This window comes from Meridianimarinicoccus sp. MJW13 (assembly GCF_014901205.1).
Classification (GTDB): domain Bacteria; phylum Pseudomonadota; class Alphaproteobacteria; order Rhodobacterales; family Rhodobacteraceae; genus Meridianimarinicoccus.
This window is the reverse complement of sequence record NZ_JACNMU010000005.1, coordinates 56,916-80,156: the sequence shown is the minus strand read 5'-3', so window position 1 is coordinate 80,156 and position 23,241 is coordinate 56,916. Positions and strand designations below refer to the sequence as shown.

General features: G+C 64.8%; 22 protein-coding genes and 1 tRNA gene. 10 read left to right on the top strand and 13 right to left on the bottom strand.

The window, feature by feature from the left end; translation table 11 throughout:
* From H8B03_RS10125 to cysE, 3 genes are all read left to right on the top strand, one after another.
* Entirely contained in the window at positions 1-3,924 is a 3,924-nt protein-coding gene (locus tag H8B03_RS10125) for a glycoside hydrolase/phage tail family protein (RefSeq protein ID WP_193141632.1), read from the top strand.
* Positions 3,917-4,627, top strand: coding sequence for a DUF2793 domain-containing protein (locus H8B03_RS10120; protein ID WP_193141631.1), 711 nt, complete (start codon positions 3,917-3,919; stop codon positions 4,625-4,627). The genes H8B03_RS10125 and H8B03_RS10120 overlap by 8 nt, the downstream gene beginning before the upstream one ends.
* A 69-nt stretch (positions 4,628-4,696) precedes the next feature.
* Positions 4,697-5,494, top strand: a complete 798-nt coding sequence (gene cysE, locus H8B03_RS10115) for a serine O-acetyltransferase (RefSeq protein WP_193141630.1) — start codon at positions 4,697-4,699, stop codon at positions 5,492-5,494.
* A 14-nt stretch (positions 5,495-5,508) separates the two neighbouring features.
* On the opposite strand, the gene H8B03_RS10110 is transcribed toward cysE, so the two are convergent.
* The 4 genes from H8B03_RS10110 to H8B03_RS10095 form a co-directional block, all read right to left on the bottom strand.
* Positions 5,509-5,799: a septum formation initiator family protein gene (locus H8B03_RS10110; RefSeq protein ID WP_193141629.1), complete on the bottom strand. Its 291-nt coding sequence runs from the start codon at positions 5,797-5,799 to the stop codon at positions 5,509-5,511.
* Between the two features lie 88 nt (positions 5,800-5,887).
* Positions 5,888-7,096: an MFS transporter gene (locus tag H8B03_RS10105; protein WP_193141628.1), complete on the bottom strand. Its 1,209-nt coding sequence runs from the start codon at positions 7,094-7,096 to the stop codon at positions 5,888-5,890.
* 251 nt (positions 7,097-7,347) lie between these two features.
* Entirely contained in the window at positions 7,348-8,274 is a 927-nt protein-coding gene (locus H8B03_RS10100; RefSeq protein ID WP_193141627.1) for a class I fructose-bisphosphate aldolase, read from the bottom strand.
* A 99-nt stretch (positions 8,275-8,373) separates the two neighbouring features.
* Positions 8,374-9,564, bottom strand: coding sequence for a phosphoglycerate kinase (locus H8B03_RS10095; protein WP_193141626.1), 1,191 nt, complete (start codon positions 9,562-9,564; stop codon positions 8,374-8,376).
* Between the two features lie 213 nt (positions 9,565-9,777).
* Here H8B03_RS10095 and H8B03_RS10090 point away from each other — a divergent pair, with 213 nt between their 5' ends.
* From H8B03_RS10090 to H8B03_RS10080, 3 genes are all read left to right on the top strand, one after another.
* On the top strand, positions 9,778-10,290 hold the full coding sequence (locus tag H8B03_RS10090) for a peptidylprolyl isomerase (protein ID WP_193141625.1): 513 nt from the start codon (positions 9,778-9,780) through the stop codon (positions 10,288-10,290).
* Positions 10,283-10,840, top strand: coding sequence for a peptidylprolyl isomerase (locus H8B03_RS10085; protein ID WP_193141901.1), 558 nt, complete (start codon positions 10,283-10,285; stop codon positions 10,838-10,840). The genes H8B03_RS10090 and H8B03_RS10085 overlap by 8 nt, the downstream gene beginning before the upstream one ends.
* A gap of 490 nt (positions 10,841-11,330) precedes the next feature.
* A complete protein-coding gene (locus H8B03_RS10080) occupies positions 11,331-11,696 on the top strand; it encodes a hypothetical protein (protein WP_193141624.1) in 366 nt (121 codons plus the stop codon).
* Here the strand turns inward: H8B03_RS10080 and H8B03_RS10075 are convergent.
* A complete protein-coding gene (locus H8B03_RS10075; protein ID WP_193141623.1) occupies positions 11,660-12,631 on the bottom strand; it encodes a GNAT family N-acetyltransferase in 972 nt (323 codons plus the stop codon). The genes H8B03_RS10080 and H8B03_RS10075 overlap by 37 nt on opposite strands.
* Before the next feature lie 45 nt (positions 12,632-12,676).
* On the opposite strand from H8B03_RS10075, the gene H8B03_RS10070 reads away from it, so the two are divergent.
* Positions 12,677-12,826 (top strand): hypothetical protein, encoded by a 150-nt coding sequence (locus H8B03_RS10070; protein WP_193141937.1) that lies wholly within the window; start codon positions 12,677-12,679, stop codon positions 12,824-12,826.
* A 93-nt stretch (positions 12,827-12,919) separates the two neighbouring features.
* On the opposite strand, the gene tyrS is transcribed toward H8B03_RS10070, so the two are convergent.
* Entirely contained in the window at positions 12,920-14,173 is a 1,254-nt protein-coding gene (tyrS, locus tag H8B03_RS10065; RefSeq protein WP_193141622.1) for a tyrosine--tRNA ligase, read from the bottom strand.
* A 99-nt stretch (positions 14,174-14,272) separates the two neighbouring features.
* Here tyrS and H8B03_RS10060 point away from each other — a divergent pair, with 99 nt between their 5' ends.
* The 3 genes from H8B03_RS10060 to H8B03_RS10050 all read left to right on the top strand — a co-directional run bounded on the left by H8B03_RS10060 (position 14,273) and on the right by H8B03_RS10050 (position 16,105).
* A complete protein-coding gene (locus tag H8B03_RS10060) occupies positions 14,273-15,394 on the top strand; it encodes an anhydro-N-acetylmuramic acid kinase (RefSeq protein ID WP_226925850.1) in 1,122 nt (373 codons plus the stop codon).
* Positions 15,395-15,499: 105 nt separating this feature from the next.
* Positions 15,500-15,901, top strand: a complete 402-nt coding sequence (locus tag H8B03_RS10055; RefSeq protein WP_193141621.1) for a hypothetical protein — start codon at positions 15,500-15,502, stop codon at positions 15,899-15,901.
* 30 nt (positions 15,902-15,931) lie between these two features.
* Positions 15,932-16,105, top strand: a complete 174-nt coding sequence (locus H8B03_RS10050; protein ID WP_193141620.1) for a hypothetical protein — start codon at positions 15,932-15,934, stop codon at positions 16,103-16,105.
* Between the two features lie 28 nt (positions 16,106-16,133).
* Here H8B03_RS10050 and H8B03_RS10045 read toward each other — a convergent pair.
* The 7 genes from H8B03_RS10045 to H8B03_RS10015 all read right to left on the bottom strand — a co-directional run bounded on the left by H8B03_RS10045 (position 16,134) and on the right by H8B03_RS10015 (position 23,223).
* Positions 16,134-16,207 (bottom strand) — tRNA-Gly (locus H8B03_RS10045).
* 304 nt (positions 16,208-16,511) lie between these two features.
* Positions 16,512-17,915 carry a M20 family metallopeptidase gene (locus H8B03_RS10040; RefSeq protein WP_193141619.1) on the bottom strand — a complete coding sequence of 468 codons (1,404 nt, stop codon included), beginning with the start codon at positions 17,913-17,915 and terminating at the stop codon, positions 16,512-16,514.
* An 8-nt stretch (positions 17,916-17,923) separates the two neighbouring features.
* Positions 17,924-19,330: an amidohydrolase gene (locus tag H8B03_RS10035; protein ID WP_193141618.1), complete on the bottom strand. Its 1,407-nt coding sequence runs from the start codon at positions 19,328-19,330 to the stop codon at positions 17,924-17,926.
* A 20-nt stretch (positions 19,331-19,350) separates the two neighbouring features.
* A complete protein-coding gene (locus tag H8B03_RS10030) occupies positions 19,351-20,355 on the bottom strand; it encodes an ABC transporter ATP-binding protein (RefSeq protein WP_226925849.1) in 1,005 nt (334 codons plus the stop codon).
* Positions 20,352-21,329, bottom strand: a complete 978-nt coding sequence (locus H8B03_RS10025; protein WP_226925848.1) for an ABC transporter ATP-binding protein — start codon at positions 21,327-21,329, stop codon at positions 20,352-20,354. The genes H8B03_RS10030 and H8B03_RS10025 overlap by 4 nt, the downstream gene beginning before the upstream one ends.
* A complete protein-coding gene (locus H8B03_RS10020; RefSeq protein ID WP_193141616.1) occupies positions 21,326-22,249 on the bottom strand; it encodes an ABC transporter permease in 924 nt (307 codons plus the stop codon). Before H8B03_RS10020 ends, H8B03_RS10025 begins: the two co-directional genes overlap by 4 nt.
* Positions 22,246-23,223, bottom strand: coding sequence for an ABC transporter permease (locus H8B03_RS10015; RefSeq protein WP_193141615.1), 978 nt, complete (start codon positions 23,221-23,223; stop codon positions 22,246-22,248). Before H8B03_RS10015 ends, H8B03_RS10020 begins: the two co-directional genes overlap by 4 nt.
* Between the last annotated feature and the right edge of the window lie 18 nt (positions 23,224-23,241).

Sequence of the window (23,241 nt, the reverse complement as noted above, 5' to 3'; positions counted from 1 at the left end):
ATGGCGACACTACTTCTTTCAGCCGCCGGTGCGGCGGCGGGCAGCGCGCTTGGCGGCTCGTTCCTGGGCCTGTCGGCGGCGGTCATCGGCCGGGCGGCAGGGGCGACCATCGGACGGGCGATCGACCAGCGGATCATGGGCAGCGGCTCGCAGGTGGTGGAGCGCGGGCAGGTGGACCGCTTCCGCGTCACCGGGGCCTCGCAGGGAGCGCCGATCCCGCAGGTCTTTGGCCGCATCCGGGTGCCGGGACAGGTGATCTGGGCGTCGAATTTCGAGGAAAGCCGCAAGGCCACCCGCGTCGGCGGCGGCAAGGGCGGCGCGCCGAAATCCAAGGTGCGGACCTACAGCTACAGTGTCAGCCTCGCGGTGGCCCTGTGCGAGGGTGAGATTTCCCGCGTCGGGCGGATCTGGGCCGACGGGCAGGAGATCCGCACCGACCAGCTGTCGTTGCGGGTCTATCGCGGCAGCGAGACACAATTGCCCGATCCCAAGATCGCCGCCGTGGAGGGAGGCGCCAATGCCCCGGCCTATCGTGGCACGGCCTATGTGGTGTTCGAGGATCTGCAACTGGAAGCCTATGGCAACCGGGTGCCGCAATTCAGCTTCGAGGTGATCCGCCCCGAGCAGCCCGCCTTTCAGGATGCCGACGGCGCGATGGTGGACGGGGTGCAGGCGGTGGCGCTGATCCCCGGGACCGGCGAGTACGCCCTGTCGCCCGAGCGGGTGCACTATGTCGAAGGGTTCGGGCTGAAACGGTCGGCCAATGTGAACAGCCCCGGGGGTCGCACGGATTTCACGGTGTCCATGGACGCGCTTGAAGAAGAGCTTCCCAACTGCGGGGCGGTGTCGCTGGTGGTGTCCTGGTTCGGCGATGACCTGCGCTGCGACCGCGCCAAGATCCGCCCCAAGGTCGAACAGAGGTTGGCCGATGGCGACCCGGATGCCTGGCGGGTTGCCGGGCTGGAGCGGTATCAGGCGCAGGAGGTGCCCAAGGATGGTGGCCGGTCGATCTATGGCGGCACGCCCTCCGATCGCAGCGTCATCGGTGCGATCCGCAACCTGAACGCACGCGGGCAGAAGGTGATGTTCTATCCCTTCATCCTGATGGACCAGATGGCGGGCAACGGGTTGAGCGATCCCTGGACCGGGGCGGCAAACCAGCCGCCGCTGCCGTGGCGCGGGCGGATCACGACCTCGAAAGCGCCGGGACAGCCCGGCAGCCCGGACAAGACGGCGGCGGCGGCAGGGCAGGTGCGGGCCTTTTTCGGCACGGCGCGGGCATCGGATTTCAGCATCTCGGGCGACACGGTCACCTATACCGGCCCCAACGAATGGTCGCTGCGCCGGTTCATCCTGCACAACGCGGCGCTGTGCAAGGCGGCGGGCGGGGTGGAGTCGTTCTGCATCGGCTCGGAAATGCGCAGTCTGACCCAGATCCGCGACAGCCAGAGCGGCTTTCCGGCGGTGGCCGAGTTCAAGGCGCTGGCGGGCGAGGTGCGGGCGCTGCTGGGCGGCGCGGTCAAGCTGGGCTACGCGGCGGATTGGTCGGAATATTTCGGCTACTCGCCCACGGATGGCAGCGGCGATCACCTGTTTCACCTTGACCCGCTGTGGGCCGATCCCGAGATCGATTTCATCGGCATCGACAATTACATGCCGTTGTCTGATTGGCGCGACGAGGCCGGTCATGCGGACGCGGGCTGGGGCTCGATCTATGACCTCGACTACCTGAAGGCCAATGTGGCGGGGGGCGAGGGCTATGACTGGTATTATGCCAGTGCCGCCGACGCGCAGGCGCAATTGCGCAGCCCGATCACCGATGGTGCCTATGGCCAGCCCTGGGTGTTCCGCTACAAGGATCTGCGCGGCTGGTGGAGCAGCCCGCATCACAACCGCATCGGCGGGGTGCGGGCAACGGGGGCGACGCCTTGGGTGCCGCGCAGCAAGCCGATCTGGTTCACCGAGCTGGGTTGTGCGGCCATCGACAAGGGCACCAACCAGCCCAACAAGTTCCTCGATCCCAAGTCGTCGGAATCGGTGCTGCCACGGGCCTCGACCGGCGCGCGGGACGATCTGATCCAGATGCAGTACCTGCGCGCCATGTTCGGGTTCTGGTCCGATCCGGCGCAGAACCCGGTGTCGGGGGTCTATGGTGGGCCGATGGTGGACATGAGCCGGGCCTTTGTCTGGGCCTGGGACGCGCGGCCTTATCCGTGGTTTCCCGGCCGCAGCGATGTCTGGAGCGATGGCGACAACTACTTGCGCGGGCATTGGCTGAACGGGCGGACGGGGGCGCAACTGCTGTCCACTGTTGTCCGCGAGATCTGCCAGCGCGCCGGGGTGGCCGATCCGGATGTGACCGGGTTGCACGGGTTGGTGCGCGGCTATGCGGTGGGCCAGCCCGAGAGCGCCCGCGCCGCACTTGAACCGCTGATGCTGGCGCATGGGTTCGACGCGCTGGAGAGTGAAGGGCGGCTGGTGTTCCGGTCGCGCGGCGGGGCGGCGGATGCGGTGCTGGGCAAGGACGACCTGGCGCAACATCCCGAGGAGGACGGCGATCTGTCGGTTCTGCGCGCCGCTGACAGCGAGGTGCCCGGAAGGGTGCGGCTGGACTATGTGGCCGCTGATGGCGGGTTTGACGTGGCCTCGATCGACGCGGCGGTGCCGGGGGGCGAGGTTGAAAACGTGGCCCGGTCCGAGTTGAACATGGTGCTGACCAAGGCCGAGGCGCGCGGGCTGGCCGAACGCTGGCTGGCCGAGGGCCGGATCGCGCGGGACACGGTGAAACTGGCGCTGCCGCCCAGTCGCATGGATCTGGGGGCGGGCGATGTGATCGACCTGCCGCATGGCGGCAGTATGGGCCGGTTCCGGGTGGATCGCTGCGAGGACGTGGGCGTGCATCTGCTGGAAGCGGTGCGCGTGGAAACCCCGGTCTACCAACCGGCCCCGGCCATCGAGGAGTTGTCGCGGATCGCTGCCTTTCCCGCGCCGGTGCCGCCGTCGCCGGTGTTTCTGGACCTGCCCTTGCTGCGGACCGAGGATGTGCCGCACGCGCCTTATCTGGCGGTGGCGGCGCGGCCCTGGCCGGGAGAGATTGCGGTCTATGGTTCGGGCAGCGACAGCGACTATGACCTGAACACGCTGGTGGACCTGGGCGCGCGGGTCGGGCTGACCCGGACTGAATTGCTGCGTGCGGCGCCCGGGCGGCTGGATCGCGGCGCGCCGCTGACGGTGGAAATCCCCGATGGCGCGCTGAGTTCGGTGAGCGAGGCGGAATTGCTGAACGGCGCCAACGCGCTGGCCATCGGTGACGGCAGCCCCGGCAATTGGGAAGTGCTTCAGTTTCGCCGCGCCGATCTGGTGGGACCGGATCTATTCGATCTGTCCGAGCGGTTGCGCGGCCAGTTGGGCAGCGACGGGATGATTCCGGATATCTGGCCGGCGGGCAGTCTGGTGGTGGTGCTGGACGCGGCTCTTGTGCAGATCGCGCTGGCCTCGGGCGCGCGGGGTCTGACCCGGCACTATCGCATCGGGCCGTCGGACCAGCCCTATACCGATCCCAGTTTCGTGCATCAGCAGGCGAGTTTCGCGGGCAACGGGTTGCGGCCCTATGCGCCGGTGCATCTGCGCGCCGAGGTCACCCTGTCGGGCGATCACCGGCTGCGCTGGATCCGCCGCAGCCGGATCGACGGCGATCTGTGGTCGCTGCCCGAGATCCCGCTGGGCGAGGCGCAGGAGCGGTATTTGCTGCGCATCCGGCAGGGCGCGATCAAGCGCGAAGTTACGGTGACCAGCCCGCAATGGACCTATGACGCCGCCAGCCGCGCAGCGGATGGTGTCAGCGGACCTTACACGCTGGAAGTGGCGCAATTGTCGGACCGTTTCGGTCCGGGACTTTTCGGAAAGGTGACGATCAATGGCTAATACGGCAAACCTTGGGCTGCCCCTTGTGATGGAAGCGCAGGCCCAGAAGCATGTGACGGTGAACGCAGCGCTGGCGCGGTTGGATGCGGTCTGTAAGACCACCCTGCTGTCGGTGACGCAAACCACGCCGCCGGTCAGTGCCGTCGATGGTGCGGCCTATGGCGTGCCGCAGGGCGCGAGCGGGGTCTGGGCGGCGGAAGTCGGCAAGCTGGCGGTGTTCGACAATGGCGGCTGGGTCTATGTGACCCCGGCGGCGGGCTGGCGCGGCTGGGTCGCGGATCAGGGCGTGCCGGTGTTGCACGACGGGCAGGGATGGGTTGCACACGCGGTGGCGGTTTCGCCCAATGGGGCGGCCAGCCTGATGCAGGTGATCGAGGTGGATGTGCCGGTGGGGACGGGGGCGTCGGTGACCACGGCGGCCATTATTCCGGCGCGTTCCGTGGTGCTTGGCGTCACCGGGATCGTCACCTCGGCGGTGAGCGGCGCGTGCAGCAGCTGGCGGCTGGGCGTGCCCGGCGGGTCGGGGCAATACGGCACCGGGCTGGGCCTTGGACTGGGGTCCCGGGTCGAAGGGCTGAGCGGTCAGCCGCAGGCCTTTTACGCCGACACACCGTTGTTGATCGAGGCCGAGGGCGGCAGTTTTGCGGTAGGCAATCTGCGGCTTGCCGTGCATCTGATGCGGCTGCAAGTCCCGCGAGTGTGAACGGGTCGGGGTGGAAACCGGCGGTCAATCGGCTTAAGTTGCTTCGGTACGCAACGTCGGGAGGCCGCCATGTCCAACCCAAAGACGCAGTTCGCTGCCTTCGATCCTGTCTGGGCACAGGTGACCGAAGAAGCGCAGGCGACCATCCGTGACGAGCCGCTTCTGGGCGGGCTGGTGCATTCGAGCATCCTGCATCACCCGTCGCTGAGCCGCGCGCTGTCCTACCGGTTGTCCATGAAGCTGGCGTCGGCGGAAATGCCGGACCAGCTTTTGCGCGAGATCGTCGAGCAGGCTTTCATCTCGGATCCCGGGATCGAAGAAGCCGCGCGCGCCGACCTTGTGGCGGTCTATGAGCGCGACCCGGCCTGCCATCGCATGATCCAGCCGATCCTGTTCTTCAAGGGCTACCAGGCCATCCAGGCCTACCGCGTGGCCCATTGGCTGTGGCAGGAGGGCCGCCGCGACATGGCCTATTTTGTTCAGATGCGGGTGTCGGAACTGTTCGGCGTCGATGTGCATCCGGCCGCACGGCTGGGCAAGGGGATCATGATCGACCACGCCCATTCCATCGTCATCGGCGAAACCGCCGTGGTCGGCGACAACGTCTCGATGCTGCATTCGGTGACCCTTGGCGGCACCGGCAAGGAAGATGACGATCGTCATCCCAAGATCAGCGACGGGGTCTTGATCGGGGCCGGGGCCAAGGTTCTGGGAAACATCCGGGTCGGCCATTGCTCGCGCATCGCGGCCGGGTCGGTGGTTTTGGACGAGGTGCCGCCCTGCACAACGGTGGCCGGCGTGCCGGCGAAGATCGTGGGCGAGGCCGGCTGCGATCAGCCCGCCGTCACCATGGATCAGCATATTTGAGGACGGGCGCGGCCCTAGCGGATGATCAGATCATCGGCGCGCATCAGGCCCAGAACCTCGCGCGCGCGCTCGTCCAGCAAATCCAGATCCAGGAAATTGTCGGACAGGCGGTGGGTCTTGTTCTTCAGGGCATCCACCTGTGTCTGAAGCGCGTCGCGTTGCGCTTCAAGTCGGGTCTGGTCGGCCTCGATCTCCAGCCGGCGCAACACGCCGAGATCGCCTTGCAGGGCTGCAAAGGCGAAGTAACCGCCCAGCATGACGGCGACGGTGGTGTAGATCAGGAAGCCGAAGCCCGAACCCTGCATGTGACTGCCTCAGATATTTTGGACCGACATTGCCACAGGATGTGTGCCCTGTGAATCCCAAATCGGCGGGCGCGCGCGGGTCGGGCGGCTAGGACGCAGACACCGACCGGCGCCGGACCAGCAGCAGGATGGTGCCCAGGACCGTCAGATTGACCAGTCCGGCGATGACCGCGTTGGCGTAGGTCCAGTAGTAGGCCCCGGTCAGGTCAAAGAACAACCCGCCCTGCCAGCCGCCCAGGGCATGACCCAGCCAGGCCACGGCCAGAACGACCCCGGTGGACATGGCCCGCCGCGCAGGGGGGGCGAAGGCCTGAACCGTGACCAGAACGCCGGTCATCACGCCGCCGTAGCCAAAGCCATACAGCGGCGAAAACAGCCAGAACGCCTGCATTGATCCCAGCAGGACGAAGCCCATCATCAGGGTCGTTTGCCAGGCCGTCGCGGCCATCCATGACCGGGCGGCGCCGATCTTGTCGGCCAGCATGCCAAAGAAGATGCGTCCGCCGATGGCGGCGATCAGTACGACCAGCAGCGGGCCGCCCGCCTCGGCGCCGACGCCGCAGACCTCCTGGATCAGTGGCACCAGATGCATCAGCGGCACCGCCATGCCGGTGCAACAGCCCAGAGCCGCCAGCGACAGGGCCGGCAGGATGATCCAGGCGGGCAGGACAGGGGCGGTTGCCGTTGCCGCCGTGGCGCGACCTTGCGATTGCGGCGGGGATCGCATCAGGAACGACAGCGGCACCACGGTCACGGCAACGACCACCCCGAGGATTGTCATCGCCGACTGCCAGCCGGAGGCCTGTATCAGATGCCCCGCCGCGAAGGGCACCATGCCCTGACCCAGCGCCTGACCGGCCGACGCGATGCCAATGGCCAGCCCGGTGCGGGTTCGAAACCAGCTGCCAACCAGGGCGATGACCGGGGCGAACAGGCTGCCGCCGCCGACGGCGCCCGCAAAGAAGAACAGGGTGTAGAACTGGGCCAGCGACTGCGCATTGGCGGCCAGCATCAGCGCGCCGGACAGCGACAGCGCGCCGATCAGGCAGATGGTGCGCGTGGCGATCCGGTCGGCCAGAAACCCCATGACGATGCCGCCGGTGGCAATGCCGATCAGGCCGAAGGAATTGATCGCCGAAACCTGTGCCCGTTCCCAGCCGAAATGGACTTCCAGCGGCACCAGGAACGCCGACAACCCGTTGACCAGGGTGCCCATGGAAATGCCCAGGATGAGGGCTGCCGCAGCGACAATGGTCCAGCGATACGCAGGTTGGGAAATGTCGGTTCCAGCCGTCATGGTCAGCCCTTCTCATACAGCATTCGGCCGCCCGAAGACGGCCATGGCTGATCCCTGCCGGTCCAGTCTATGCGCGCCCTGTGTCATTTGCCACGAAAATGCGGGGCAGGGGGCGTCGCTGGGCGTCGCTGGGGCGGTCCTGAACGCGCAGCCGCCCGGTTGTTTGCATTGCGCCGTCGGCCTGTCGGCGGGCGACGCGGAAAACGCCCGAAGCAGGCTCCGGGCGATTCTTCAGGGCTTAGCGCCTGGGATCAGGCTTCGCCCTTGTAGATGGCAATCAGCTTGCCCAGCATGTCCAGCGCGTCGGCCTTGGTGCGCTGGAAGCTGTTGCGGCCGATGATCGAGCCGTTGCCACCGCCGTCGCGGATGGCGCGGGCGTCGTCATAGACGCTGTCGGCGCCTTTCTTGGCACCGCCCGAGAAGACGATGATCCGGCGACCGTTCATCGAGGACTGCACGCAGTGGCGCACGCGCTCGGCCTGTTCGGCGATCGAGATCTGCTGCTCTTCATAGACCTTCTTGGCCTCGGGCAGCATCAGATGATCGGTGGACAGTTTCACCTTGATGACATGGGCGCCCAGCAAGGCGGCCATATGGGCGGCATAGGCGGCCACGTCGATGGCGGTTTCGCCGTCCTTGGTGACACCTTCGCCCCGCGGGTAGGACCAGATCACCGTGGCGATGCCCTTGGCGGCGGCCTCTTTGCGCATCGCGACGATCTCTTCCATCATCGAGATGGCGCAGTCGGAGCCGGGGTAGATGGTGAAGCCGATGGCGGCACAGCCCAGACGCAGCGCGTCATCGACCGAGGCGGTCACGGCCTGATCCTTGCCGGCGGAACCTGACATCAGCGAGTTGGCCGAGTTGCACTTCAGGATGGTCGGGATCTGACCGGCAAACGTGTCGGCACCCGCTTCCAGCGGCCCCAGCGGCGCGGCATAGGCCGAAAGCCCCGCGTCGATGGCCAGCTGGTAGTGGTAATGCGGGTCATAACCTTCGGGGTTGGGCGCAAAGCTGCGGGCAGGGCCATGTTCGAACCCCTGATCCACGGGCAGGATGATCATCTTGCCGGTACCGCCAAGCGCCCCCTGCATCAGCATGCTGTGCAGCTTTGCCTTCACGCCGGGGGTCTCGCCCTCGTAGTTCTTCAGGATGTTCTTGACGATTTCAGTGGTCATGCGTTTGCACCTTTCACGGGTGAGGACTGGTTAATCTGATAGGCAAGCGCCCTCGGCGGTTCAACGTCTGTGACCGCTAACAGGCACAATATATCGCGTTCAGCCTTCCAGAGCAGCCACGCCCGGCAGGGTCTTGCCCTCCATCCACTCAAGGAACGCGCCGCCTGCGGTGGAGATATACGAGAAATCCTGCGCCGCGCCGGAGGTGTTCAGGGCCGCCACGGTGTCGCCGCCGCCGGCCACCGAAACAAGCTTGCCGTCGCGGGTCAGCTCTGCCGCCGCAAGAGCGGCCGCGTTGGTGGCCGTGTCGAAGGGCGGGATTTCGAAGGCGCCGAGCGGGCCGTTCCAGATCAGTGTCTGGGACTGGGAAAAGACGGCCTTGATGGCTTCGACAGCCTCGGGGCCGGCGTCCAGGATCATCGCATCTTCGGGGCAGGCGTCGCTGGACACGGTTTCGCTGTCGGCCCCGGCCTTGAATTCGCGTGCCACCACCACATCGGCGGGCAGCAGGATCGTGCAGCCCTCTTCGCGGGCCTTCTCGACGATTTGCAGCGCGGTTCCGGCCATGTCGGGTTCGGCCAGGGAATTTCCGATCTGGGCGCCCTGCGCCACCAGGAAGGTGTTGGCCATGCCGCCGCCGATCACCAGCGTGTCGACCTTGGCCACCAGGTTGCCCAGCAGATCCAGCTTGGTCGAGACCTTGGCCCCGCCCACAACCGCCGCCACCGGGCGCCTGGGGGTTCCAAGCGCGCCTTCCAGCGCCTCAAGCTCGGCCTGCATCAGACGTCCGGCGCAATTGGGCAGCAGTTTCGCGATGCCCTCGGTCGAGGCATGGGCGCGGTGGGCGGCGGAAAAGGCATCATTGCAATAGACATCGCCAAGGGCGGCCAGCGAGGCGGCGAAACGCGCGTCGTTCTCGGTTTCCTCGGCATGAAAGCGGGTGTTTTCCAGCAGCAGCACCGTGCCCTCGGCCAGGCCGCCCACGGCCAGTTTCGCGGGCAGGCCGATGCAATCCTCGGCGAAGGCGACCGGCACGCCCAGAATTTCTTCGACCGCGCCGCGGATGTGGCTGAGCGACATCTCCGGCACCACCTGTCCCTTGGGTCGGCCGAAATGCGCCAGCAGGACCGGTTTGCCGCCCTTGGCGAGAATGGTGTCGACGGTGGGCTTGATCCGTTCGATGCGCGTGGCGTCGGTGACCTGGCCATCAGCCATGGGGACGTTGATGTCCACCCGGGTCAGGACCACCTTGCCGGTCAGATCCATGTCATCGAGTGTTTTCCAGGCCATCCGGCATCTCCCTTAACTGGTCTGCTTTCCTTTCACCCTGAAACCGGCAAGAGGTCAATCGCCTCCTCTCAAGGGGGCCGTGGTCGCGGCATTGCGTCTCAAGCACACAACGGTGATCTGGCGCTGAGGCGGATCGGGTCTGGACCTTCGGGGCGGACCCGGCCTAGGGTCGCGCGGATTCATTCTAGTCGAACCACACGAACGGAGATCGGTATGGCCGAGATCAAAGACCCTGAAAACACCATCCTGATGGAACTGAAGGGCGGCACCGTGGTGATCGAACTGCTGCCGGACATCGCGCCGATGCACTGCGATCGCATGAAAGAACTGGCGCGCAGCGGCGCCTATGACAACGTCGCCTTCCACCGGGTGATCGACGGCTTCATGGCCCAGACCGGGGACGTGCAGCACGGCAACATGGAAAAGGACTTCAACATCCGTCGCGCCGGAACCGGCGGCTCGGACCTGAAGGATCTGCCGGCGGAATTCTCGGGCATCCCGCATGATCGCGGGACGCTGGGCGCGGCGCGGTCGCAAAACCCGAATTCGGCCAACAGCCAGTTCTTCATCAACTTCACCGACAACCACTTCCTGAACCGCCAGTACACGGTCTATGGCCGGGTGATCGACGGGATGGAGCATGTGGATGCCATCACGCGGGGCGAGCCTGCGGCCAACCCCGACCGGATGATCAGCGTCAAGGTGGCGGCCGATGCAGATGCGTAACACCGCCTTTGCCGTTGCGTTGAGCCTGTGCGCCGCGCAGGCCGGCGCCACCGGCCTTGTGATCGAGGTCGATGGCGAGGCCCAGGGCACCATCACCATCGACCTGCTGGAAGACGTGGCGCCGAAACATGTGGAGCAGATCACCGCGCTGGCCTCGGAAGGGGCCTATGACGGGGTGGTGTTTCACCGCGTCATCGACGGTTTCATGGCGCAGACCGGCGATGTGAAATTCGGCAAGACCGGTGATGATTTCAACATGCGCATGGCGGGGCGCGGCGGGTCGGACCGGTCCAACCTGCCGGCGGAATTCTCGGACGTGCCGTTTGAGCGTGGCACGGTGGGCATGGCCCGGTCGCAGGATCCCGACAGCGCCAACAGCCAGTTCTTCATCATGTTCGGGCAGGGCAGTTTCCTGAACGGCCAGTACACGGTCGTGGGTCGGGTCACCGACGGGATGGACGTCGTTGACGCCATCAAGCGCGGCACCGGCGCCAATGGCACCGTGGTCGGCGCGCCCGACCGGATGGTGACCGTCAAGGTCACCGAGTAAGCCAAACCTGACCCGTCCCGGTGCAAGGGGCGGGTCTTTTGGCTTCGCAAATCCCTCAGAAAATGGTACAACTTCCCCTGCGTCAATGGCCTGATCGGGTGCTGGCGCACAGGGAGGAGACCAGGATCAGACGTGTTTGAGCGGCCTTTTTTGGCGGCCCCTTCGGCGCTGTGCTGAGTGCGTTGTTGCAGGCTTGTGCCGAGGTCAACGCCAACGTGCCATTCGGGTGGCCTCACAGTTTGGGCCGACCGGAATGCCCCGGCCAAGGGGCGGGCGTCCATGACGGTCAAAACGTACTGATTGCCTCGTCCCTGGAGTTTCACGATGCCATCCCCACCAGCGACGTTCCGTTGCCGGCGGGGCTTGGCCTGGTTGCCTCGGCCCTCGCGGGTCTGGGGTTGTTGCGCTATCGTCGCCGGACTGCCTGAGCCGGTGGCGCGCGCACGGGGCGTCGCCATCGCGTGACACCCCCTTCGCATGGGCCCTCTTTGTGGCCATCCTGATCCCAAAGCGGTTCGAGGAGTGTCCATGCGAAGCACTATCCAAAAAACCCACGTACCGGCCCGGAATGGGGGTGTTGGCCCGTGTGGCCGCGACCGATCCGGTGCGCCGGTTGCGGATTTTTTCCGCTGTGCAGCTTCGGCATGGCCGTCGAACGCCGGGTGGAGCGGCCGGTGTTGAGGGTGCGCGGGTTGGGGTGCTGACGGGACCCGACCTGGCGCTGCTGCCGGTGCAGTTGGAAAGCAGGGCCGACCTTTCCGCCCGCGGGCGCGACGCGGCCACGGACCGGGATGTGAGCAAAGGTGTGCTGCCTGCGTTTCATGCCTTCTGGCCCGACGGCACCTGGATGCGCTGACCTCTGGGCCACAGCCGCGCCACCAGCCGCGTGCCCGGCGCGTCGATCCAGGTGTGCCCCAGTGCGCGGGGGATCGCCCCGGTGCCCAGCTTGAACCGCGCCAGTCCCGGGGCCGTCTCGGTGTCCACCAGATCCAGATCCAGCCGCGTGCAGCCCTGCGCCGCCGCCCAGAGCATCGCCCGCCACAGCAGCAGGTTGGCCGCCCCGGTGTCGCGCCCCTGCGGCGAGGACCATGCCATGTGATAGCTGGCGGTGGGCGCATGCAGCAGCAGCAGGATACCGGCCACGCGCACCCCCGCAAGATGGGCCGTGAACACCTGCGCCGCACCGGGAGAGGCCGCCGCGAAAGCCGCCGTGAACCCCGGCGGCAATCGCCGATAGCCGCGCGCCCGGGCCTGCTGCGCCTCGGCCCGCAGCAGCCAGTGGCCGGTGTCGCCGGTCATTGGCGTCTGCTGCACCTCAAGGCCCGAGGATTCAGCCCGCACCAGCCGGTTGCGCCATTTGCCCCGCAGCCGCGCCCGCATCGCCGCCGGGCCGCCGCGCAGGTCCAGTTCCGCCACATGCGCTGGGGTCATCATCGGCAGGTAGCCGAAGCCTTCCAGCGGATCACCCTGCGCCCCGATCTCGGGCGTGGCGATGAGGCCCGCATGTTCAAGCCGCAGCCGCGCCAGCAAATCCCGCAACGCGGGTCTTCGCGCAGCCACCGGAACCTGCGCGCCCCAAACCGGCCCGCGCGACAGAAGCGCCACCCGGCCAAGCCCCGGCCAGCGCCGTACCAGCACCTGCGCGGTGGCCAAAGGGGCGGCCGCGTCGCCCAGCACGAAACTGCGCACCTCGCGCCCCCACACCCGGCAGGCGCGCGCATAGGCCGGATGCTGCTGCAAGGCGGCCTCGGCCACGGGATGTTTGAAAGGGGTCTCGCGCCACTCTGCCATGCCCCTGTTAACCCCGATGCAAGCTAAGCCGGGGTTAATGCGGCTATGAAACCCCGCCTGACATCGGTGTTCGGTCACCGCATCCCCAGCCCCCGCGCCACGCCGGCGGGGCTGTTCTGGCTGGCGGCCCTGATGTCGGTGCCGGTCTTCGTGCTGCTCAGTCTGCTGGAAGCGGTGCTGCGCTGGCTCTTGTAATGCCGGGGATCACCGCCTGTCCGCGCCCGTGCAACGCAAAACAGGCGCCCGACCCGAGGATCGACCGCCTGCCTGATCGCCGCCCATGGCGGGTCAGTTTTGCAGAACCACCAGCGCGTGCCGCTTCTTGCCCGCCGACAGTTTGATCGGGGCCGAAAGCGCGCCCGCGTCGATCATCAACCCGGCGTCGGTCAGCGGCGCATCGTCCAGCTTCGCGCCATTGTCCGAGATCAGACGCTTGGCCTCCTTGCCCGATTTTGCCAGACCGGTTTTCACGATCAGCTGCACGATCGAGATGCCATCGCCCAGATCGGACGCGCTGAGGGTCAGGGTTGGCAGGTCGTCGCCGGCACCGCCCTTTTCGAACACCTCGCGCGCGGTGGCCTCGGCCGCCGCCGCCGCTTCGGCCCCATGCAGCAGGCCGGTGACTTCGTTGGCCAGACGGATCTTGGCTTGGTTGATTTCCGAGCCTTCCAGCGCGCCCAGACGGTCGCATTCGTCCAGCGGCAGTTCGGTGTAAAGCTTCAGGAAGCGGCCCACATCGGCGTCGGTGGTGTTGCGCCAGAATTGCCAGAACTCATAAGGGCTGAGCATGTCGCCGTTCAGCCAGACCGCGCCGCCCTGGCTTTTGCCCATCTTCTTGCCGTCCGAGGTGGTCAGCAGGGGCGAGGTCAGGCCGAATATCTGGTTGTCCAGCACCCGGCGGGTCAGGTCGATGCCGTTGACAATGTTGCCCCATTGGTCCGAGCCGCCCATCTGCAACCGGCAGCCGTAGCGGCGGTTCAGTTCAAGGAAGTCATAGGCCTGCAGGATCATGTAGTTGAACTCAAGAAAGCTGAGCGATTGTTCACGGTCCAGCCGCGATTTCACCGATTCAAAGCTCAGCATCCGGTTGACCGAGAAATGACGCCCGATGTCGCGCAGGAAATCCAGGTAGTTCAGGCTGTCCAGCCATTCGGCATTGTTCAGCATCAGCGCGCCGGTGTCGCCCACACCGTAGTCGAGGTAGCGGTCGAACACCTTCTGCATGCCGGTGATGTTGGCGTCGATCTGCTCGGGGCCCAGCAGCGGGCGTTCATCCGACCGGAACGACGGGTCGCCCACCTTGGTGGTGCCGCCGCCCATCAGGGTGATCGGCTTGTGCCCGGTCTTCTGCAACCAGCGCAGCATCATGATGTTCAGCAGATGGCCGACGTGTAGAGACGCCGCCGTGGCGTCATAGCCGATATAGGTCGGCACCACCCCGGCCAGCATGGCCTCGTCCAGTCCTTCAAGATCGGTACAGTCCGCCAGAAAGCCGCGGCTGACCATCACGTGCAGAAACTCTGATTTCGGGTGGTAGGTCATATCGGATCGGTCCATCTTTGCGCAGGGGCGCGCGTGTTGGCGTGCGCGGAAACAAGGATGGCGCGCGCGAGTTGCCGGGCGCTTATACGGGGTAGGCCGATGAAGGGAAAGACCATCACAGCGGGCCGTGCGGTGCGCGCCATCGGCTGCATGACCGGCACCTCGCTGGACGGGGTGGACGTGGCCGGTCTGGACACCGATGGCGAGCGGATCTTCGGCTTTGGCCCATCCAGCTATCGCGGGTTTTCGGACAATGAAACGGCGGTGCTGCGCGCGGCGCTGGGGCGCTGGCCGGGCGATCCGGGGGTGGCCGAAGCCGCACAGGTGATCGAAGCAGCGCATCTGGATCTGCTGCGTGATATGGGCGGCGATCTGATCGGCTTTCACGGCCAGACGCTGGCCCATGATCCGGGCCAGCGCGGCACCCATCAGACCGGCAATGGCGCGCGGTTGGCCCGCGAGCTGGGCCTGCCGGTGGCCTGGGATTTCCGCAGCGCCGATGTGGCCGCCGGCGGACAGGGGGCGCCGCTGGCCCCGGTGTTCCACTTCGCCCTGGCGCAATGGATCGGGGCTGTGTCCCCGGTGGTGTTCCTGAACCTGGGCGGCGTCGGCAACATCACATGGGTCGATCCACGGGCCGAAGCGCCCTTTGCCCCCGGTGCGATGCTGGCCTTCGACACCGGCCCGGCCAATGCGCCGATCAACGATCTGATGCGCACGCGGCGCGGGGTGGGGCAGGATGCGGGTGGCGCACTGGCCGCACAGGGCCGCCCCGACCGCCAGATCGTGGACGCCTTCGGCGCGCATCCGTATTTTCGCAAACCGCCGCCGAAAAGCCTGGACCGCGACGATTTTGCCGGGCTGGCCGAGGCGGTGGCCGGGCTGGACGATGCCGATGCAGCGGCGACCCTGACCGAAGCGGCGACGCTGGCCGTGGCCCGCGCGCTGCAAATGGTGCCACGCCCGCCGTCGCGGGTCATCGTTTGCGGGGGTGGCCGGCGCAATGCCACGCTGATGGACCGCCTGCGCCACCATCTGTCCTGCGACACGGCTCCGGCCGAGGATGCCGGGCTGGATGGCGACATGATCGAGGCGCAGGCCTTCGCCTATCTGGCCGTGCGCTGTGCCCGCGGCCTACCGATCAGCGGGCCGGACACCACCGGCGCTCCGGCCCCGATGAGTGGCGGACAGCTCTCATGGCCTGCAACGGGGCGGCCATAGCCCCCTGTTTTCACCGTGCCTGCCTTTCCTTGTGCCGGTGCGCTGCTATCCTCATCGCGGAGCGCGCATGTGTTCCCCAACAACGCCCTACTGCGAGGAGATCCCATGTTTCGCATTCCCCTGCTGGCCGCCGCCCTGGCCCTGGCCAGCCCCGCTTTCGCGCAGATGTCCGAGGACGTGCATTTCCAGAAGGGCAACTTTGGCGCGATGGTCACGGGCACCATCAAGGGCCACGACTATTTCGATCACAAGCTGCGTGCGAAGGGTGGGCAGCAGATGTTCGCGGAATTGCGCGTCGCCGAGACCAACGGCAACGGCACGATCTATTTCAACATCCTGCCGCCGGGCAGCGATAGCGCGGCAATCTACATCGGGTCGCGGGACGGAAACACCGCCCTCATCGACCTGCCCAAAGACGGCGTCTACACGATCCGCACCTACCTGATGGGCAACGACAGGGACAGCGGCAAGACCGTGAGCTACAACCTCGATCTTTCAATCCAATAGTCTCTAGACACACAACACCAGGAAACAACCATGCATATCGACCTCGTCCACGCCGCCATCTCGGCGGTGCTGATCCTGCTGACCATCGCTGGCATGCGCCACTTTGGAATCGTTGATCGCGAGCACAAGAAGTGGGACTGGAAACTCTTTGCCGGGGTCTTCGTGGTGATGCTGGTGTTCAACCTCATCTGGCCGGCCTTCTGAGGCGGCAAGGGGTCTGACACGCAAGGACTGGAGCGGGTGAAGGGAATCGAACCCTCGTCTTAAGCTTGGGAAGCTCCTGCTCTACCATTGAGCTACACCCGCAGCGGTGTTCCGATTATCACTTGGTGCGAACCGGCTTCAAGCCGAAAGTGTATCGGCGGCCCATACAGATCGAAATCCCCGCGATCACGGACAATCAGGCGTGACGCGCAGCCACCACATTTCACCAAAGAACTGCGGGACCGAGGTTCCGAGATCTCAGTCGCGGCGTCCGGCGCTCTTTCGGGGTCATGTTTGTTCGCTGCATCGCCAGGGCGCGCGCCGAATGGGTCGCCCGCCCTGGCGACGAAGCCCTGGTTGCCAAAGCCGCTGGCCTCGATTTGTTCGCGCCACTTTCTGTTGTGTTCTAGGCAGGCGCTGCGGTTCGGGCGGGCCCGCCCGTGTGACCGATATCCCAGAAAAGACCGGCCATCAGGGTCAAGGCGTCGTGCGAGACAGACTTCAGAACATGCTCGTTCGGGGCATGCTGGGAACAGCCGCGGTAAGAGTGCGGCACCCAGACGGTCGGAAGGCCCAGGATATCCGCGAAAACCTCGTTGGGAAGCGACCCGGCCAGGTTGGGAAGGACATGCGGTGCTTTGCCAGAGGTGTGTTCCAGCGAGCGCGCGACGAACTTCACCCATGGATGATCCGGGGGCAGCCGCGTGGCGTTGAAGAACGCGCGTTCGTGCGGGACGATCTGAATGTCCTTGAACCCATGCTCATCAAGATGCCTGCGCAACGCAGGCAAGATGTCATCCAGATTTGTGCCGACGACAAAGCGCAGCTGACACGCCGCTTTGGCATGACCCGAAATCGCGTTTACGGGTGCTTCTGGGACGCCGCTTTTCATGGCAAGCACTGCGAAGCTGTTCCAGCCGAACACGCGCTCGGCGGGTGTCAGGTCTTCCTGTCCCCAGTCCTCGTCGATCTCGGGACCACCGTCCCCCTTGAGCGGCAGGTCTCGCAGAGCGGCGCGAATATCGTCGGTCAGGCTGGTGGTGCGCCATTCCGGCACCTGAATTTGCCCGCGCGCATCCGTGATTGTCGCCAAGGCCTGTGCAAGGATCATGGCAGGATCAGCAAGCAAACCGCCCCAATTGCCGGAATGGTGTGCCCCGTCTCGCAGATCCACGATGAGGTCGAACGATATGCCGCCGCGTGCGCCCATGAACATCGTGGGGGTGTCGGACTGAAGGCGAGGGCCATCGGAGGCAATCAGGACATCTGCAGCCAAGGCATCGGTGTTTGCCGCGCAGAATTCTGACAGTCCCGGAGAGCCCATTTCCTCGCCCATCTCGACAAGGATGCGGCTGTTGAACCCGAGCGATCCGCGGGTGTCGATGACGGCTTTCAAGGCCGCCAGGTTGATCAGATGTTGTCCCTTGTTGTCGGCCGTGCCGCGCCCGTAAAGCCGGTTCCCCTCGTCGACAAGGCGGAACGGGTGAAGGCCGTCGCGCCACTGATCGGTTTGCGCTCGGATCACGTCACCATGGCCGTAAGTCAGGATGGTAGGGAGTGTGTCGCCCTCGATACGTTCGGCGACAAGGAACGGGCCAGCGTCCGGAGCCGGGTTTTCATGGATCTGGCATGTGAAGCCCATGGCGTTCAGGCGCGGTATCAGCGCTTGTTCCAGGTATCGGGGCAGTTCGGCGGCCTTGTCGGGCGTCTGGCTCTCTGTTTCATGGCTGACCAACGCGCCCAAATCGCGGGCGAAGCCGCCGGTTTCGAAGTACCGGGAGGCGGCGTGAATGGCGGCTGCGCGTGTCATGGTATCTGTCAGACCGGAGGGCGCACATCATCCGGAATCGGACAGGTATAGGGCGTCTCCTCAAGGTGTTCCTGATGGGTCTCGCGCGCGGCGGCGAGCAGGGCCTGGTTTTCGACCAGTCGGCACGCCGTGGCCGCCATTGTCTTGGCCGCATAGATCATCCCCTTGTGGGCGGCTGGGGCCTTGCCTTGCGCGACGGTTTGCCAGGTGTGGAACGGCGTGCCGATGGCACAGGTGGCCACGCGCGCCTGCACTGTGGGCACCGCCCAGCTTACGTCACCCACATCCGTTGAACCCTCACCGCCGTCGCTGTGACGGTCGAGCGGTGCGATGAAATCGCAAAGCGCGAGGTCTTTCACCGGCTTCGCGCCGATCCGCTTGAAGGTCGTGTCGATGTCCGCGGCCGTCAGTGTTGTCTGGATTTCGCGGGCAAAGGCATCATCGGCGTCATCAAAGGGAACCGGTCCGAGCTTTTCAAGCTCGAGTTGCATCGCTTCTTCCAGCGGGCGGTTTCCAAGCAGGTTGGAGACGCCGGAGAACACCTGGCTTGTAACCTGGGTGCCGGTCATCAGGGCCGCGCCATCGGCAATGTTGCGGACGCGTGTGACGAGATCAGTCAGTTCTGGTAGTGAACTGGCGCGAATGAGCTGTCGTACGGTGGCTTTCGCCTGAACCACGTTCGGCGCGACACCCCCCGCATCAAGATAGGCGTAATGCACGCGCGCGCTGTCGGGCATGTGCTCGCGCAGGTAGTTGACGCCGATATTCATCAATTCGACAGCGTCGAGCCCGGACCGGCCCAATTCGGGTGCGCCGGCTGCGTGCGCGGCCTTTCCGTGGAATGTGAAATCGATCCGGGTGTTCGCGAGCGATCTTGCTTCGTTCACACCGGTAAAGGTCGCAGGGTGCCAGGAGATGGCCGCGTCCACGTCATCGAACAGTCCTTCGCGCACCATATAGGTCTTGGCTGCACCCCCTTCTTCGGCAGGACAGCCATAGTAACGGACGCGCCCCTTGATGCCGTTCTCGGCCATCCAGTTCTTGACGGCAGTCGCCGCCAGAAGGGCGGCGGCACCAAGAAGGTTGTGCCCGCAGCCATGGCCATTTCCGCCTTCTTCAAGCGGTTGATGCGAGGCCACACCGGGGGATTGGCTGAGATAGGGCAGCGCGTCGAATTCGCCGAGGATGGCGATGACGGGACCTTCGTCGCCGGCCTCCCCGATCACGGCGGTCGGGATGCCAGCGGCGTTTTCGGTGACCTTGAAGCCCTGCGACTCCAGCATCCGCGTGTGCTCTGCTACCGACTTGTATTCAGCGTAGAGAGTTTCGGGCGTGTCGAAAACGCGATCTGACAGGTTGATGAATTCATCGCGATGACGGTCGACGTGGTCCCAGATTGGATCGGCGTTCTTCAAGGGTGTCTCCATTTTCAAATTCAAACGGTCTCGCCGTGTTCCAACAGGCAGGCGGTTTCGCGTCCGCCGCGACCAGGTTTGAGGTCGGGAACGGTGGAACGGCATTGGGCCGTTGCAACAGGACAGCGTGGGTGAAACGTGCATCCCGGCGGCGGGTCGAGCGGCGAGGGAATTTCCCCCGTGATCGGTTCGAACGCGCGGCGGCGTTGATCAAGGCGGGGGGCTTCGGCCAGAAGCGCCTTGGTGTAGGGATGGCGCGGATCAGAGAAAATCTCTTCGGTCGTTGCGCTCTCGACGATCCGGCCCAGATACATGATCGCGACACGGTCGGCGATATGTTCGACCACGCTCAGGTCATGGCTGATGAACAGATAGGTCAGGCCCAGTTCCTCGCGCAGGTCCATGAACAGGTTGATCACCTGCGCCTGGATCGAAACATCAAGCGCGGCGATGGCCTCGTCGCAGACCAGGAACTTCGGCTTCACGGCCAGTGCCCGCGCGATGCCGATCCGCTGGCGCTGGCCGCCGGAAAACTGGTGCGCATAGCGCTTCTTCAACGATGGGTCGAGCCCGACCTTGCGCATCACGTCATCTACGTACTGGGGAATTTCGGCCTTGCTGACGATCCCCTGCATCCGGGGCGCTTCACCGATGATGTCCTCGACCCGCATCCGCGGATTCAGGCTGGCGAACGGGTCCTGAAAGATCATCTGGATGGCCAGCGTGGCCGCGCGTTTGTCTGCCCCGGTCAGCGTGGCGACGTCCTTGCCTTCATAGAACATTTGCCCGTCGCTTGCCGCATGAATGCCGGCAACGACGCGCCCCAACGTGGACTTCCCGCAACCGGACTCGCCCACAAGGCCCAGCACTTCGCCCTTCAGGATCGACAGGTTGACGTTGTCGACCGCGTGAACGGTTTCTTCGCGAATGTTGGCGCCCAGCCGCTGGGCAATCTTGCCCGCCACGTCCAGCCGCTTTGTGAAACGTTTTGAAACGCCGCGAATTTCGACCAATGGTTCCGTCAAATCACGCTCTCCGCCGCTTGCTGCGGATTGAAACACCGCAGGCTCCGACCGTCGATGTCTTCGATGGAAGGCCGGCGGCCACACGCCTCGGTCCGGGCATGGCAGCGCGGCCCGAACGCGCATCCGTCTGGAAGTGCGAGCATGTTCGGCGTCATGCCTTCGATCTGGAACAGGCGCTTGCCGCGACGGTTCGCTGTCGGTACCGACCCGAGAAGGCCAGCGGTGTAGGGATGCAACGGGCGGTCGATCACGTCGTCGATGCCGCCCTGTTCGACGATCCGCCCGGCGTACATGACCGAAATCCGCTCGGCCAGACCGGCGACGACGGCCAGGTCATGGGTGATCCAGATCATCGCGGTGCCGGTCTGCTTCGTCAGCTTTTGCGCCTCATGGATGATTTGTGCCTGAATGGTCACGTCGAGCGCCGTGGTCGGCTCGTCGGCGATGATAAGATCCGGCTTGTTCAGGAAGGCCGTAGCAATCGCCACGCGCTGCCGCATCCCGCCTGAAAGCTGATGCGGATAGGCTCGCAGACGCTCTTCCGGTGACGGAATGCCGACCAGGCCAAGTGCATCGCGGCTCCGCTCCCACGCGGCGTGCTTGGATACGGACTCATGCGCAAGGATGGCCTCGATCATCTGCGTGTCCACCCGCAGCACCGGGTTGAGGGTCATCATCGGATCTTGAAAGATCATCGAAATGCGGTTGCCGCGGAGGCTTTGCAGACGATCCTCTTTCGCGTTCGCGATCTCTTCGCCGTTGAACTTGATGGAGCCTTCGACGATCCGGCCCGGCGGGTCGATCAGGCCGAGAATGGAAAAGCCGGTGATCGACTTGCCCGAACCGGACTCGCCGACCAGACCCATGATTTCGCCCTTGGAGACGGTGAAATCCACCCCGTCCACGGCCTTCACCACGCCGGCATGTGTGAAGAAGTGGGTCTTCAGCCCGCGAACGTCGAGAACCGCACTCATTTCTTCAACCTCGGGTTCAGAACGTCGCGCAGATGGTCGCCCACAAGATTGATCGAGACGACCGTCAGCAACAACGCCAGCCCCGGGAACACGGAAATCCAGTAGCGCCCGGAAAGCATGTATTCGAACCCGTTGGCGATCAGAACGCCAATCGACGGCTCGGTCTGGGGCAGGCCCACGCCAAGGAAGGACAATGTCGCTTCCAGCGAGATTGCGCTTGCCGTCTGGACGGTGCCCACCACGATCAGCGGGGCCATGCAGTTGGGAAGAATGTGCCGGAAGACAATCCTGAAGCGTGAAATGCCAAGGCATTGCGCCGCTTCGACATATTCCTTGCCACGCTCGACCATTGCGGTCGCGCGCACCGTTCTGGCGTAGTAGGCCCACTGCGCGATCACCAGTGCAAAAATGATCTTGTCGACCCCTTTGCCCAGGGCCGCAACCATCATCAGCGCCACCAGCGACGCCGGGAATGACAGTTGAAGATCGACGATGCGCATGATGATCGCCTCGATGCGTCCTCCCGCGTATGCCGCGATCAGCCCGATCGCCATGCCGATCAGAAGTGCAATGACACCAGAGGCAAGACCGACCGTCAACGAGATGCGCAGGCCGTACAGAATGGCCGAATAAAGATCGCGCCCGGAGCCATCCGACCCCAGCCACATCGTGTATCCATCAAAGGATTCTGAACCCGGCGGCAAACGCCCGTCCATGACGCTGACTTGCGCAAGGTCGTAAGGATTTTGCGGTGTGATCCACGGCGCGAGGACAGCGAGAAGCACGATGATCAAAAAGACAGCCAGCGCCCCTGTCGCGATCCTGCTTTCGAAGAACTCGGCGCGAAAACGCTGGAACGGCGTTTCAACCTTGGCAGGCAGGCTGGAACTCAGCGCGGGATCTGTAGCCGTGTCGGTCATGCGCCTTGATCCTGCAAACGGACCCTGGGATCGAGGATCGAATAGAGGATATCCACGATCAGATTGATCAGGACGAAGAAGAGCACGATGATCATCAGATAGGCGACAACAACAGGCCTATCGAGTTGCAGGATCGCGTCGATCAGAAGCTTTCCCATCCCGGGCCAGGCGAAGATCGTCTCGGTCACGACGGAAAAGCCGATCAGGCTTCCGAATTCCAGTCCCATCACCGTGACAACCGGGATCATGATGTTCTTCATCACATGCACAAGGATGATGCGTCGGGTCGATAGCCCCTTGGCGCGGGCATATTTCACATAGTCCAGCCCCATTGCCTCCCGGACACCCGCGCGTGTCAGCCGGATGGCGAGCGAGATCTTCAGGAGTGCCAGGTTCAGTGCGGGCAGGAAAATATGGCTCAGGCCGTCCAGTGTGAAAAGGCTGCTATGGATGCCGAGAAGGGTTCCGAGATCGCCACGACCCGTCGCCGGAACCCAGCGAAGTTCGACAGCGAACAGCATGATCAGCATGAGGCCGACCCAAAACGTGGGCAGTGAAAAGCCGAGGATAGAGGCCGCCATGATGCCCTTGGATATCCCGCTGTCCGGGTAAAGTCCGGCAAAGAGCCCCAGGGGGATGCCGATGACAATCGCCAGGATAAGGGCCGAGAAGGCCAGTTCCATCGTCGCCGGCATATGGTGCAGGATCAGTTTCAGCGCGGGCTCGCCGAAAATGAAGCTGTTGCCGAGATCCCCCTGCGCGGCACCTTTCAGGAACAGCCAGTATTGCTCGAGGATCGGCCGGTCCAAGCCAAGCCGGCTGATCGCGGCTTCGATGTCGGCCTGATCGGCATCGGGACTGACCAGCATATAGACGGGATCGCCAATGATATTGACACCGAAGAAGACGATCACCGACATCATGAAGACCACCAGCAAGGCCTGCAGTAGTCTGCGAATGATGAAAACGGTCATGCGGTCTTACCCTGGAAT